Raw genomic sequence first — 13,329 nt, 5'->3', positions numbered from 1 at the left:
GCAGAATAAAGCGCTCGATTGTTCGGCTGTCAACCCATCCCTGTGCTGGAACGATCGGGGGACCGCCGCGGTCGCCATTGGGGTCGACCCGCCTCAGATCAGCAGGGGCAGCTGGGCTTCCACTGCGATGTCTTGCTGCTGCAAGGATGACAGCGAGACGCCGAGGAGCCGCACCGGCTTGGCTAGGGGCATCTCGCTCTGAAGCAGCGCGACGGACAAGCGTGCCAGATCCTCCCGGCTCGCGACCAGGTTGGCGACGGACCTGCTGCGTGTGATGATTTCGAAGTCCGCGAACTTGACCTTCAGCGTGACCGTCCGGCCCCTGTTGCCGCTGGCTTCGCAATGCTGCCAGACCTTGTCGATCAGCGGCTGCAGCTCCGCCAGCATCGGCTCGAAGTCGGTCAGGTCGCTCGAGAAGGTGTTTTCGGCGCCGACTGATTTGCGGATGCGATTGGCTCGGACCGGGCGATTGTCGATGCCGCGCGAGATCCAATAGTAGTGGTGGCCGGCCTTGCCGAAGTGCTGCTGGAGGAAGGGCAGGGTCTGGTTGCGGATGTCGAGCCCGGTATGAATTCCGAGCGCGTTGAATTTCGCTGCGGTCGCCGGCCCGATGCCGTGAAACCTGCCGACCGGCAGCCCCTCCACAAAGGCCGGACCCATCTCCGGCGAAATGACGTATTGCCCATTGGGCTTGCGATGGTCCGAGGCCAGCTTGGCGAGGAACTTGTTGTAGGAGACTCCCGCAGAGGCATTGAGCCCGGTCTCGGCCTTGATCTTGGCCCGGATCTGCAAGGCGATGTCGCGTGCCAGCGGGATGCCTTGCAGGTTTTCGGTGACGTCCAGATAGGCCTCGTCCAGCGACAGAGGTTCGATGATCGGCGTGTGCTCGGCGAAGATGGCGCGGATCTGCTGGCTGATGGCCTTGTAGACCTCGAAGCGCGGCTTGACGAAGATCAGGTGCGGGCACTGGCGCTTTGCCGTCACCGACGGCATGGCCGAGCGCACGCCGAACGCCCGAGCCTCGTAGCTTGCGGCTGCCACCACGCCGCGCTCGCGCGATCCCCCGACGGCCACGGGCTTGCCGCGCAGCTCGGGATTGTCCCGCTGCTCGACCGACGCGTAGAATGCATCCATGTCGATGTGGATGATCTTGCGAATGGCCGTCGGCGCGCCATCCTGTTCCGGGCCGGAGCTTGGCATGGCCAAGCTCTATCAGAGCGCGGCGATGAAGTCTGCACAGCCAAGTGCTGGCTGCCAACAACGTCCCTTACAAAGACGTTGCGACGTCGGTCTCCCTCAGCCTTCAATCGGCGACGACGGAAGCACGCTCATGAGAAGGGATCGCCGACCGTGATCGAGACGAAGCAACGCAGTCGGGACCTGCCGTCAAAGCCGCTCACGACGTTGCGACCATGGGCCTGAAGCAGCTGTGATGTTCGAGCTCACTTTCCTGGGGACCTCGGCGAGCGTTCCGTCGGCGGACCGCAATCATCCCGGCCTTCTCGTTCGAGCAGGCTGGCATCGCATTCTCGTCGATTGCGGCGAGGGGACCCAGCGTCAGCTGCTCCGCAGTGGGGCAGGCTTTCGCCGGCTCGATCGGATCCTGCTCACCCACGGCCATTTCGACCATGTCCTCGGCATTCCCGGGCTGTTTTCCACCCTGCGGCTGCGCAGGAGCGCTGACATCATGCGCGTCCACGGCGGCCCCGAGACGCTCGATGTGGTGGTCCGAATGCTCGCAGGGCTGTGGGGCGAGGGCCGCGCGCCGATCTCGCTTGAGCTCGTTCCGCTCAGGCGCGGGGAGGTTCTCGACGCCGGCGAGTTTATGATCAACTGCTTTCCCGTCCGGCACCGCGACACCGACAGCTTCGGCTTCGCATTTGTGAGTCGAGCGCGCCGCCATCTGAAGCCAGATCGTCTGGCAGCGCTCGCGGTGCCTGATGGGCCCGTGCGGAAGGCATTGGCGGAGGGCCGGCCGGTCACGCTGGAGGACGGCCGAACCATCGATCCCGAGGATGTTCTGGGGCCTCCGCAGGGGGCGAAGAAGCTCGTCATCGCCGGCGATGCGGAAACGACCGAGGGTCTGCACGAGCACGTCCGCGACGCGGACATGCTCGTGATCGAGGCGACCTTCCTCCGGCGCGATTCGGCCATGGCTCGCGACTACGGTCACCTGACAGCCGCGGAGGCCGCCGGGCTGGCGGCGTCCAGCAACGTCAGGCAGCTCGTCCTGAACCACATTTCCGGCCGCTATCCCGACGAGGAGATCCTCGCCGAGGCGCGGGAGATCTTTCCTGAAAGCCGTGTCGCGATCGATTTCGACCGGCTGGTGGTCTAGCGGCTCGCTCGGGCACGTCTGCTACGTCGCGCCTGAGCCGCTCTGCAAACGACTCTGGGCGAACGTGATGTACCAGTCGAGGCAGCCAGGATTGGCCATCGCATCGCGGTTGATGACCTTGTCGAGCGGCTGCCCGAGCAGGAGCTTCTTGATCGGGAGCTCCTGCTTCTTGCCGGACAGCGTGCGCGGGATCTCGGCAACTGCGAAGATGTCGTCAGGCACGAAGCGTCGCGACAGGCTGGCTTCCACCGCCATGTTGATCTTCCGCTTCATCGCCGCATCGAGCGCGACGCCGTCGCGCAGCACCACGAACAGCGGCATGTAGCTGTCTCGGCCGAGATATTCGAGATCGACGACCAGCGAATCCAGGATCTCCGGCAGCGCTTCGATGGCCGAGTACAATTCACTCGTCCCCATGCGCAGCCCGTGGCGATTGATGGTCGCGTCGCTGCGGCCATAGATCACGCAGGAGCCGTCCGGATCGACCTTCAGCCAGTCGCCGTGCCGCCAGACCGGCCCGCCCTCGCGCGTCTCGAAGGCGTCGAAATAGCTCGCGAGATAGCGCACATTCCCCGCGTCGTTCCAGAACCGCAGCGGCATCGACGGCATCGGCGCGGTGCAGACGAGCTCTCCGACCTCGCCGATGACAGGCTTGCCCTGGTCGTTGAAGGCCTCGACCGCTGCTCCGAGCACGCGGCACTGCATCGTTCCGGGCACCTGCGGCAATTCGCGGTTGCCGCCGATGAAGGCGCCGGCGAAATCGGTGCCGCCCGAGATGTTGGCCCACCACATTTGCGCCTGCGCCCGGCTGCCATTGACCTGCGACAGCGCCGCGAACCGCTGATCGAACCAGGCCTGCGTGTCGGCGCTGAGCGGCGAGCCGGTGGACCCGAGGCAACGCAGACGGGACAGATCGCCCGCGTCGGTCAGGTTGATCTCCGCCTTGACGCAGCTCGCGAAGAACGCCGCGCCCGCACCGAAGAAGGTGGATTTCGAATTCGCCACGAATCGCCACAGCGTGGTCCAGTCCGGGCGATCCTTCGGCCCGGCGGGGCTGCCGTCGAAGACGCAGCACGTGGTCCCGTTCAGGAGCGCGCCGACCTGGTTGTTCCACATGATCCAGCCGGTCGAGCTGTACCAGTGATAGCGCTCGCCGAACGAATTGGGCTGATAGGAGCAGCCGATGTCGTTGTGCAGCCCGAGCAGGGCCAGCGTGACGATGATGATGCCGCCGTGACCATGCACGATCGGCTTAGGCAGCCCGGTGGTGCCGCTCGAGTAGACGATCCAGAGCGGATGATCGAACGGAAGCCACTCCGGTTCGAAGGCATCGACGCCAGGGCTCGTTCTTGCCAGAACGTCCGAGAGACGAACCCCGCCGCTCACCGGCGCGCCGGCATCGTCACTGTGCAGGATGACGTGGCCGAGTGTCGGCAACGACCGGCGCAGCTCCTCGATGACACCGCGGCGATCGTGCCGGCGGCCGGCATAGGTGACCGCATCGCAGGCGATCAGCACCTTGGGTTCGATCTGCTTGAACCGGTCGATCACGGCGGGCGCGGCCATGTCGGGGGCGCAAACGCTCCAGATCGCGCCAATGCTCGCCGAAGCGAGAAACGCGATGATGGCCTCGGGTATATTGGGCAGATAGGCGGCGACCCGGTCGCCGGGCGCTATGCCTTGCTCGCGCAGATGCAGCGCCAGGGCGGCTGCCTTTCGCCGGAGCTCGGGCCAGGTCGTCTCCGTGAGCCTGCCGTCCTCGTGACTGCTGATGATCGCAGGCAGGCCCGCCGCATCGGCGGCTTCGACGTGACGAAAGACTTGCTGGGCGTAGTTGACCGAAGCGCCCGGAAACCAGACCGCTCCCGGCATCGTGCGCTTGCCCAGGACGGTCGAAAACGCGGTCGGCGACTGCAGGTCATAATAGTCCCAGATGCTGCGCCAGAAGCCGTCGAGGTCGCGGATGGACCATTGCCGCATCTGCTCGAAGTTCTCGAAGTGGAGGCCGCGATTGTCCCTCAGCCATTGCCGATAGAGAGCCATTTGCGGGACGTAGGGAGCTATCATCATTCGTTCCGGCTTGTTTGCATGGTACGGCCAGGAGACGCCAAGAGGCGCTCATTTCGACTTCTGCTTCCGCCGCTTGTAGAGCGCGTTGAAGCCCCCGGCCATGAAGGTCACGAACCGCTCGCGGACCGCGGCGAAATCGTCGGACTTGCACAGGCCGCCGGACAGGCGGTCGATCCGGCCGGTCCGTGACAGGATCAGCGAGTAGGCGCCGGAGGTGAACTGGAAGCTCCAGAACAGGTCCTCAGGCGTGGCGTCGGGCAACGCCTTCTGCAGCAGTCCGATGAGACGCAGCACCATGGGATCGAGATAGGTGTCCATCATCTCCACGCCATAGCCCGGCGCGTTGGCGACCTGCGCGAAGATGCGGCCGAAGTGTCGCCAGTTGTCCTCTTCGTTGACGTAGACGTCGAACGCGCCGTCATAATAGGCACGCAGCGCGCCTTCAACGGTCGGACGATCTCCGACCTTGGCCTCGTAGGCATCCAGCCCGGCCGTGCGCACCGTGACAGCATATTCCATGCGGCGTTCGAACACGGCATCGAACAACGCCCTCTTGCCCTCGAAGTAGTAATGGATCAGCGCGGGATGGATGCCCATCCTGTCGGCCACATCCTTGATCGTCACGCCGAAATAGCCGAGCTGCGCGAACAGCTCCTCGCTGGTGTCGAGGATCAGCTTCACCGTCGTCGCGCGCTGTTCCGCGCGCGTGCGGCGTCCCTCGGATTTCGGCTGTGCTGGCATGCTCTCCGTGGTCCCTGATCGGCGCAGACAGGAACGGCGCCGTTGGTGGTGTTTGACGATGAGGGGGTGGGCGCGCCCGGTCAAGCAGGACTTCGGGCTTCCAACATTTTCATTTAGTGCTAAATGAATGAACTTGGCCGCCGGCCGGCCGGACGGTAGGTCTCGGAGACCTGATGGAGAACGGTCGACGATCGGGCGGCGGGCAACGCGCTGCCAGTCTCGTCGTGCGCGGACATCATCAAAGACAATCGGCTGGCCATGGATCAGCCGCTCACGGGAGGACACATGACACGGATCGAGTCGACGGCGGCTGCCGTGCTGATGCTCGGCGTGGCGCTTTCAGCCCGGCGTTCGCGCAGAAGAAATACGACGTCGGCGCCACCGACACCGAGATCAAGATCGGCCAGACGAACCCGCTCAGCGGGCCGGCTTCCGCTTTCGGAGCCATCGGCAAGGCGGAAGCGGCCTATATCCGCATGATCAACGAGCAGGGCGGCGTCAACGGGCGCAAGATCAACCTTATCCAGTATGACGACGCCTACAGCCCGCCGAAGACCGTCGAGCAGGTGCGCAAGCTGGTCGAAAGCGACGAGGTGCTGACCACGTTCCAGATCATCGGCACGCCGCCGAACGCTGCGGTCCAGAAATATCTGAACAGCAAGGGCGTTCCGCAGCTTCTAGCGGGAAGCGGAGCGTCCCGCTTCACCGATCCCAAGAACTTTCCGTGGACGATCTCCGCCAACCCGAACTACCAGTCGGAAGCGCACATCTACGCCAGATACATTCTGGAGAACCACCCGAACGCGAAGATCGGCATCCTGTATCAGAACGACGACCTCGGCAAAGACTACGTCAAGGGGCTGAAGGACGGGCTCGGCGCCAAGGCCGGCATGATCGTGAAAGAGATGTCCTACGAGCTGTCCGATCCGACGATCGATTCCCAGCTGGTGACGCTCAAGGCCTCAGGTGCCGATCTGTTCTACAACATGTCGACGCCGAAATTCGCGGCGCAATCGATCAGGAAGGCCGCCGAGCTTGGCTGGAAGCCCGTCCACATCCTGGAGGTCAACGCGACGGCGGTCGGTCAGGTGCTCGTGCCCGCAGGCCTCGAGAATGCCAGGGACATCATCTCGGTCGCCTACGGCAAGGATCCGCTCGATCCGCAATGGGCCGATGACGAGGGCATGAAGCGCTACAAGGCGTTCATGGCGAAATACGCGCCCGGCGAGGACGCCAACAGCGGCTTTGCGACCTATGGCTACTCGACGGCGGCCCTGCTCGTCCACATTCTCAGGCAATGCGGCGACGAGCTGACGCGCGCCAACATCATGAAGCAGGCGACCAGCATCAAGGGCTTCGTTCCCGATCTCGGGCTGCCGGGGATGTCGGTGACGACAACTCCCGATGACTACCGTATCAGCAAGCAATTCCAGATGATGAAATTCGACGGTCAGCGCTGGATCATATCGGGTCCGATTCTGACCGACGACGTCAAGGCGGACTAATCCTCTCGTCGGCCATGGCCTGACCGAGCGTCGCTTGCACGCCAGGATACCCTGCTGTCTCTCCGTCATCCGCGCCGGCCGGCGCCGAAAACTGAACTCTGTCCGTCGGAGCGCCGCTCATGACCAGTGAAGCCGTCCGCCGCCGTCGGGGCTTCGATCCTGCGGCGCTTGCAGCGATCGGCCCGGCACTCGCCGAATTCGTCGATCGCGGCGAGCTCGCAGGCATCGTGTCTCTCACCTCGCGCGGCGGCGAGGTCGTTCACGCCGAGACGATCGGCTGGCGCGATGTCGAAACCAGGAGCCCGATGCGCCCGGATACGTTGTTCCGGATCGCGTCGATGACCAAGCCGATCACCTCGGTGGCGGCGATGATGTTGGTCGAGGAAGGCAGGATCGCCTTGGCCGACCCGATCTCCCGCTGGATTCCGGAGCTCGCCGATCTGCGGGTCCTGCGCGACGCCGCCGGTCCGCTCGACGAGACCGTGCCCGCCCGGCGCGCGATCACCATCGAGGATCTGCTCACGCACCGCTCGGGCATCGCCTACGCGTTCTTCTCGGAAGGCCCGTTGAAGGTCGCCTATGAGCGCACGCTCGGTGATCCCGCGATGAACCGGTCGACGCCCGACGAATGGCTCGCGGCGCTCGGCACGCTGCCGCTGGCGTATCAGCCCGGCGACTGCTTCCACTACGGTCATTCGACCGACGTGCTCGGCTTCCTGATCGGCCGGGTCGCAGGCAGGCCGCTTCGGCAGGTGCTACAGGAGCGCATCTTCGCGCCGCTCGGCATGGTCGACAGCGATTTCTGGTTGCCGCACGCCAAGCGAGATCGTCTGGCGAGCCTGTACGGATATGACGAGACGGCGGGGCGGCTCGCGAAGGTCGAGCCGGTCATGTATGACGAGCCGCCGGCCTATACGCCGGGCGGCGGCGGGCTGATCTCGTCCGCGCCCGATTATCATCGGTTCGCGCGCATGCTGCTCGGAGGCGGCGAGCTGGACGGCGTCAGGCTGTTGCGGCCCGAAACCGTCAACCTGATGCGCACCAACCGGCTGATTGACGCGCAGCGCCAGATTCCCTTCGCCGGCATGCCGCTGTGGCAGACCTGCGGATTTGGGCTAGGGCTTGCGATCGTCGAGGATGCCGCCGGCAATCCCTATGCCTGTGGCGCACCGGGCACGATCACCTGGCCGGGCATCTTCGGCACTTGGTGGCAGGCCGATCCCGTCAATGACCTGATCATGATCTATCTGATTCAGCATCACGTGCCGGTCTCGGCGGGAACAGGGGCCACGATTGCCACTGGGCGCGGTGCTGCCGGCCGCCGTGCTCTTCCTGTCTATCAGCGTGGAACCTACGCCGCGCTGTCCCAGCTTGCGGAACAAGCGACATGACCGGGGCAGCGCTTGTCACCCCCCGGGTGCCGGGCGGGTTCGTCCAAGATGTGGACGCCAACATTCCGCCGAATGAAACGTCCGATCGGTGGCGGGCGGCCTGTCCTCCACATTGCCGGAGCTGCAACTGGCGTTCACGTCATGCCGAGCTTGTCATCCGGCCGTTATTCTGCTCAGTGCTTCTTCAAATTGCGCGATCATGCGTATCGATCGACTGAAGTCGACAGCCAGCGAGGAAACAAGACTATGCGCAAGTTAACTTTAGCCATTGCCCTGATCGTCCCTATGCTCGGTCATGCCGCGCAGGCCGAAGACACCGTCAAGATCGGCTATATCGATCCGCTGTCCGGCGGCGGCGCCAGCATCGGCGAGGGTGGCCTGAAGACGTTCCAATACCTGGCCGACGAGCTCAACGCCAAGGGCGGCATTCTCGGCCACAAGGTCGAGATCGTGCCGTTCGACAATAAGACCAATCCGCAAGAGAGCCTGATCCAGGCCCAGAAGGCGATCGACGCCGGCGTCCGCTACATCACGCAAGGCAACGGATCATCCGTCGGGCTCGCGCTGGAGGATTTCGTCAACAAGCACAACACGCGCAACCCCGGCAAGGAAGTGCTGTACTTCAACTATGCCGCCGTCGATCCGAGCATGACCAACGAGAAATGCAGCTACTGGCATTTCCGCTGGGACGCCAGCTCGGACATCAAGATGGAGGCGCTCACCAACTACATGAAGGACATCCCTTCCATCAAGAAGGTGTATCTGATCAATCAGGACTATTCGTTCGGCCAGTCGGTCCGAAGCGATGCGCGCAAGATGCTGGCGGCGAAGCGACCCGACGTCCAGATCGTCGGCGACGAGCTGCATCCGCTGCTGAAGATCACGGACTTTTCGCCCTACATTGCCAAGATCAAGGCGTCCGGCGCCGACAGCGTCATCACCGGCAATTGGGGCCAGGACATCGCGCTGCTGCTCAAGGCCGCCGCGGATGCCGGCCTGAAGGTCAACTGGTACACTTATTATGCGGGCGGCGCCGGCGGCCCGACCGCCATCAAGCAGACGGGCCTGGATCATCAGGTCTTCCAGCTGACCGAAGGCTTCGCCAATTCGGGCCATCAGGCTGCGATGGACTACGAGAAGGCGTTCCGCGCCAAGGTCAACATGTCGCTGTGGTATCCGCGGGCGGTTAACGAGATGCGCATGTTCAAGGCGGCGGCCGAGAAGGCCAACTCCATCGATCCGGTGAAGGTCGCGGCCGCGCTCGAGGACCTCAAGCTCGAGGTGCTGGATGGCGGCACCGGCTTCATGCGCAAGGATGATCACCAGTTCTTGCAGCCGATCTACGTCTCGTCCTTCGGCAAGCTCGCGGCGAACGAGCCGTTCGACGAGGAGAACACCGGCTGGGGATGGCACCTGGTCTCCAGGGTCGATACGCCCCAGGCCATGGTGTCGACGACGTGCAAGATGGCGCGGCCGTAACCGATCCGCGCTGGCTTCCCGCACGTCCTCACCGTGCGGGAAGCGGCGTCGGCCGTGCGTCGGTCCGTCAGAAAATGAGCGGCAGGGCATTGAAGCCCGGGACATTCGCGAGTGCGCCGTGCTTGAACTCATCGTCATTTCGACCCTCAACGGCGTGCTGTTCGGCATGCTGCTGTTCCTGCTGTCGAGCGGGCTGACCGTCATCTTCAGCATGATGGGGGTGCTCAATTTTGCTCACGCCAGCTTCTACATGCTCGGCGCCTTCTTCGGCTTCCAGCTCACGAAGTGGGTCGGCTTCTGGCCGGCCCTGCTGCTGGCGCCGCTCCTCGTCGGGGCCATCGGCATGGCCGTCGAGCGCTACGGGCTCCGCAACACGCACAAGCATGGCCACGTCGCCGAGCTGCTGCTGACCTTCGGCCTTGCATTCGCGATCGAGGAAGTCGTCTCGATGATCTGGGGCAAGACGCCGCTCGACTATCGCGTCCCGGCGCTGCTGGACTTTCCCGCGTTCACGATCTTCTCGACCAACTATCCGGCCTACAAGCTGTTCATGCTGGCGGTGTCGGTGACGATCTTCGTGGCGCTGCTGATCGTGCTCAAGCGCACCAGGGTCGGCCTGATCGTTCAGGCGGCGCTGACCCATCCCCACATGGTGGGCCATCTCGGCCACAATGTCGGACGCGTGTTCATGGTGGTGTTCGGGGTCGGCAGCGCGCTGGCCGGTCTCGCCGGCGTCATCGCCGGTCCCGCTCTGGTGACGCAATCCGACATGGCCGCGGCGCTCGGGCCGATCCTGTTCGTGGTGATCGTGTTCGGCGGCCTGGGCTCGCTGCCGGGCGCCTTCATCGCTTCGCTGGTGATCGGCCTGGTGCAGACCTTCGCCGTCGCGCTGAACGGCTCGCTGGCAAGCGCCTTCGGCCCGCTCGATCCATCCGCCGGGCCATCGGTGCTCACCGACATCTGGAACGTGACGATCGCGCAGGTCGCGCCGATCGTTCCCTACCTGCTGCTGGTGCTCGTCCTGATCGTGCGCCCCGTGGGCCTGATGGGGACTCGCGAATCATGACCGCAGCAGTGACCTCCGCGTCTCGTCTCGCGGCAAAGCCCGCCGGATCCCGTCTCCGCTTCTATGCCGTCTGGGTGATCGGCGTGGCGGCGCTGATCGTGCTGCCGCTGCTCTTCAATTCGGGCGGATCGCTGACCTCGTTCAGCCTGATCGGGATCGCGATCGTCTTCGCGCTCTCCTACAACATCCTCCTCGGTCAGACCGGATTGCTGTCGTTCGGTCACGCGGTTCACTACGGCCTGGGCGGCTTCGCGGCCTGTCACATGATGAATGCGGTGGTGGCGCATGGCTGGCCGATTCCGCTGCCCTTCATTCCGCTGTTCGGCGGGCTGGGCGGCCTCGCCTTCGCGATCATCCTCGGCTGGGTCATGACCAAGCGCGCCGGCACGGTGTTTGCGATGATCTCGCTCGGCATCGGCGAGCTCGTGGCGTCGTCGTCGCTGATCCTGCGCTCGGTGTTTGGCGGCGAAGCCGGCATCACCACGGACCGCACCGCTCTGCCGCGCATGTTTGGCTGGACCTTCGGGCCGCAGCTGCAGGTCTATTACCTGATCGCGTTCTGGCTGGTGCTGTCGGCAATCGCGATGTATGCGCTGACCCGGACGCCCCTGGGGCGGATCAGCAATGCGGTGCGCGACAATCCCGAACGGGTCCAGTTCATCGGCTACGACCCGCACGTCGTCCGCTATCTCGCCTATTGTTTTGCCGGATTCTTCGCCGGCGTCGCGGGCGGCCTCGCGGCGATCAGCTTCGAGATCGCGAATTCCGCCTATCTCGGTGCAATCCAGTCGGGCCTGGTGCTGTTCGCGACCTTCATCGGCGGGACGGCCTACTTCTTCGGTCCGATCCTCGGCGCGATCCTGGTGACCTATCTCCAGCTCGGGCTGACGAGCCTCACCAGCGTATGGCAGCTCTACTTTGGCATCATCTTCATCGGCATCGTCATGTTCTCACCCGGTGGCATTGCCGGTCTGCTGATGATGCACCGGCCGCTGGTCCGTGCCGGAACGCTCGGAATGGTGATCCCGTCCTATCTCGTTGCGGTCGTGCCGACCGCGGCGCTCGCCTACGGCGTCATCCTGACCATCGAGACGGTCGCGCGCTATTCGGGTGGTGACGCCATCAACCTGTTCGGCGTGGCCTTCAATCCGCAATCGCCGGCGACATGGGGCGTCGCCGCGATTCTGGTGGTCGCCGGCTTCTTTGTCGCGCGGTCGACGTGGCAGCGGATCGCCGGAGCCTGGGACAGGGCCGCCACCGTGGCGCGTGATCGGGGGTATCTGGCATGACCGCAGCGATCGAAGTTCGCGCCGTCGAAAAGCGCTTCGGCAATGTCGGCGTCATCCGCGACCTCAATCTCAGCGTCACCAAGGGCGAGCGCCACGCCATCATCGGCCCGAACGGCGCCGGCAAGTCCACGACGTTCAACCTGATCAGCGGACACATCAGGCCGACCTCCGGCGAGGTGAGGCTGAACGGCACGCTCATCTCCGGCCTGCGGCCGTTCGAGATCAATCGGCGCGGCCTGTCGCGCTCGTTCCAGGTCACCAACGTGTTCGCTCGCATGACCGTGTGGGAGAACGTCCGATGCGCCGTGCTGTGGGCGACCGGACATCGCTACGCGTTCTGGAAGAACGTCGACAGCCTGCCGGAGGTGCGCGAACGAACCGCCCAGATCCTCGATGACATCCATCTCACGCATCGGCGTGACATTCCCGCGGGGTTGTTGACCTATGCCGAGCAGCGCGAGCTGGAGATCGGCGTCACCATCGCGAGCGGCGCGACGGTCGTCATGCTCGACGAGCCGACCGCCGGGATGAGCCACGCGGAGACCGAGCGCGCGGTCTCGTTGATCCGGCGGCTCACCGAGGGGCGGACGCTGGTGATCGTCGAGCACGACATGAGCGTGGTATTCGGTCTCGCCGATCGCATCTCGGTGCTGGTCTATGGCCACATCATCGCGTCGGGCACGCCAGAGGAGATCCGTCGCGACCCGAAGGTGAAGGAAGCCTATCTCGGCGAGGAGGCCCACTGATGCTCGAGGTCAGGAACCTCCACGCCTACTACGGCAAGAGCCATATTCTGCAGGGCGTCGACCTCGACGTCGCTGCCGGCGAAGTCGTCAGCCTGCTCGGCCGCAACGGTGTCGGCCGCTCGACCACCGTGAAGGCGATCATGGGCGAGGTCAGTCCGCAGGGGACGATCCGCTTCAAGGGCCGGGACATTGCCGGCTTGCCGAGCTACAAGATCGCGCGCCTTGGGCTCGGCTATGTGCCCGAACACCGTGACATCTTCCCGAGCCTCACCGTTCGGCAAAACCTCGTGCTCGGCATCAAGGACACGCGGCGGCCGGGGAAGTGGCGCCTTCAGGACATGCTCGACATGTTTCCCAATCTCGCCGCGCGCGCCGATACGCCTGCGGGTGTGCTGTCGGGCGGCGAGAAGCAGATGCTGACCACCTGCCGCACGCTGATGGGCGACCCTGACCTGATCATGATCGACGAGCCCACCGAAGGTCTGGCGCCGCTGATCGTGCAGCAGGTCGGCGATCTGATTGCCCGGATCGCAGCGGCGGGCGTCGCGATCCTGCTCGTCGAGCAGAAGCTCTCGATCGCGATGCGCATTTCGAAACGCGTCTATGTCATGGGCCACGGCCGCGTCGTGTTCGAAGGGACACCGGATCAGCTCAAGGCCAACACCGCGGTCCGGCAGGAGTGGCTCGAAGTATGAGAGGAGCCG

11 protein-coding genes are annotated in these 13,329 nt (G+C 64.5%); 8 read left to right on the top strand and 3 right to left on the bottom strand.

Annotated elements, in window-relative coordinates; translation table 11 throughout:
- Positions 1-93: 93 nt before the first annotated feature.
- The gene (dinB, locus tag QX073_RS19285; protein ID WP_316192801.1) at positions 94-1,200 is read right to left on the bottom strand and encodes a DNA polymerase IV; all 1,107 of its coding nucleotides are present in this window, start codon (positions 1,198-1,200) and stop codon (positions 94-96) included.
- A gap of 232 nt (positions 1,201-1,432) precedes the next feature.
- Here dinB and QX073_RS19280 point away from each other — a divergent pair, with 232 nt between their 5' ends.
- Positions 1,433-2,338, top strand: coding sequence for a ribonuclease Z (locus QX073_RS19280; protein ID WP_316226218.1), 906 nt, complete (start codon positions 1,433-1,435; stop codon positions 2,336-2,338).
- A 21-nt stretch (positions 2,339-2,359) separates the two neighbouring features.
- Here the strand turns inward: QX073_RS19280 and QX073_RS19275 are convergent, their stop codons facing one another.
- Positions 2,360-4,405, bottom strand: coding sequence for an acetoacetate--CoA ligase (locus tag QX073_RS19275; RefSeq protein WP_316192802.1), 2,046 nt, complete (start codon positions 4,403-4,405; stop codon positions 2,360-2,362).
- Positions 4,406-4,456: 51 nt separating this feature from the next.
- Positions 4,457-5,149 (bottom strand): TetR/AcrR family transcriptional regulator, encoded by a 693-nt coding sequence (locus QX073_RS19270; RefSeq protein ID WP_315713541.1) that lies wholly within the window; start codon positions 5,147-5,149, stop codon positions 4,457-4,459.
- Positions 5,150-5,322: 173 nt separating this feature from the next.
- On the opposite strand from QX073_RS19270, the gene QX073_RS19265 reads away from it, so the two are divergent.
- From QX073_RS19265 to QX073_RS19235, 7 genes are all read left to right on the top strand, one after another.
- On the top strand, positions 5,323-6,654 hold the full coding sequence (locus QX073_RS19265; protein WP_410052377.1) for an ABC transporter substrate-binding protein: 1,332 nt from the start codon (positions 5,323-5,325) through the stop codon (positions 6,652-6,654).
- Positions 6,655-6,773: 119 nt separating this feature from the next.
- Positions 6,774-8,045: a serine hydrolase domain-containing protein gene (locus QX073_RS19260; RefSeq protein WP_316226186.1), complete on the top strand. Its 1,272-nt coding sequence runs from the start codon at positions 6,774-6,776 to the stop codon at positions 8,043-8,045.
- Positions 8,046-8,291: 246 nt separating this feature from the next.
- Positions 8,292-9,524, top strand: coding sequence for a branched-chain amino acid ABC transporter substrate-binding protein (locus tag QX073_RS19255; protein WP_316169855.1), 1,233 nt, complete (start codon positions 8,292-8,294; stop codon positions 9,522-9,524).
- Between the two features lie 118 nt (positions 9,525-9,642).
- Positions 9,643-10,590: a branched-chain amino acid ABC transporter permease gene (locus QX073_RS19250; RefSeq protein WP_315752342.1), complete on the top strand. Its 948-nt coding sequence runs from the start codon at positions 9,643-9,645 to the stop codon at positions 10,588-10,590.
- On the top strand, positions 10,587-11,879 hold the full coding sequence (locus tag QX073_RS19245) for a branched-chain amino acid ABC transporter permease (protein ID WP_315752343.1): 1,293 nt from the start codon (positions 10,587-10,589) through the stop codon (positions 11,877-11,879). The genes QX073_RS19250 and QX073_RS19245 overlap by 4 nt, the downstream gene beginning before the upstream one ends.
- Positions 11,876-12,625, top strand: a complete 750-nt coding sequence (locus QX073_RS19240; protein WP_316165893.1) for an ABC transporter ATP-binding protein — start codon at positions 11,876-11,878, stop codon at positions 12,623-12,625. The genes QX073_RS19245 and QX073_RS19240 overlap by 4 nt, the downstream gene beginning before the upstream one ends.
- Entirely contained in the window at positions 12,625-13,320 is a 696-nt protein-coding gene (locus tag QX073_RS19235) for an ABC transporter ATP-binding protein (RefSeq protein WP_315713534.1), read from the top strand. The genes QX073_RS19240 and QX073_RS19235 overlap by 1 nt, the downstream gene beginning before the upstream one ends.
- The last annotated feature ends 9 nt before the right edge of the window (positions 13,321-13,329 follow it).

The organism is Bradyrhizobium sp. SZCCHNS3052 (genome assembly GCF_032484495.1).
Lineage (GTDB): Bacteria > Pseudomonadota > Alphaproteobacteria > Rhizobiales > Xanthobacteraceae > Bradyrhizobium.
The sequence above is the reverse complement of the archived record's forward strand: the minus strand, read 5'-3'. Positions and strand labels throughout refer to the sequence as shown.

Excerpts from the sequence above, each read along its gene's own strand:
- QX073_RS19275 (WP_316192802.1), bottom strand. The coding sequence starts at position 4,405 with ATGATAGCTCCCTACGTCCCGCAAATGGCTCTCTATCGGCAATGGCTG.
- QX073_RS19235 (WP_315713534.1), top strand. The coding sequence starts at position 12,625 with ATGCTCGAGGTCAGGAACCTCCACGCCTACTACGGCAAGAGCCATATT.
- QX073_RS19245 (WP_315752343.1), top strand. The coding sequence starts at position 10,587 with ATGACCGCAGCAGTGACCTCCGCGTCTCGTCTCGCGGCAAAGCCCGCC.
- dinB (WP_316192801.1), bottom strand. The coding sequence starts at position 1,200 with ATGCCAAGCTCCGGCCCGGAACAGGATGGCGCGCCGACGGCCATTCGC.
- QX073_RS19270 (WP_315713541.1), bottom strand. The coding sequence starts at position 5,149 with ATGCCAGCACAGCCGAAATCCGAGGGACGCCGCACGCGCGCGGAACAG.
- QX073_RS19280 (WP_316226218.1), top strand. The coding sequence starts at position 1,433 with ATGTTCGAGCTCACTTTCCTGGGGACCTCGGCGAGCGTTCCGTCGGCG.
- QX073_RS19265 (WP_410052377.1), top strand. The coding sequence starts at position 5,323 with ATGGAGAACGGTCGACGATCGGGCGGCGGGCAACGCGCTGCCAGTCTC.
- QX073_RS19260 (WP_316226186.1), top strand. The coding sequence starts at position 6,774 with ATGACCAGTGAAGCCGTCCGCCGCCGTCGGGGCTTCGATCCTGCGGCG.
- QX073_RS19255 (WP_316169855.1), top strand. The coding sequence starts at position 8,292 with ATGCGCAAGTTAACTTTAGCCATTGCCCTGATCGTCCCTATGCTCGGT.
- QX073_RS19240 (WP_316165893.1), top strand. The coding sequence starts at position 11,876 with ATGACCGCAGCGATCGAAGTTCGCGCCGTCGAAAAGCGCTTCGGCAAT.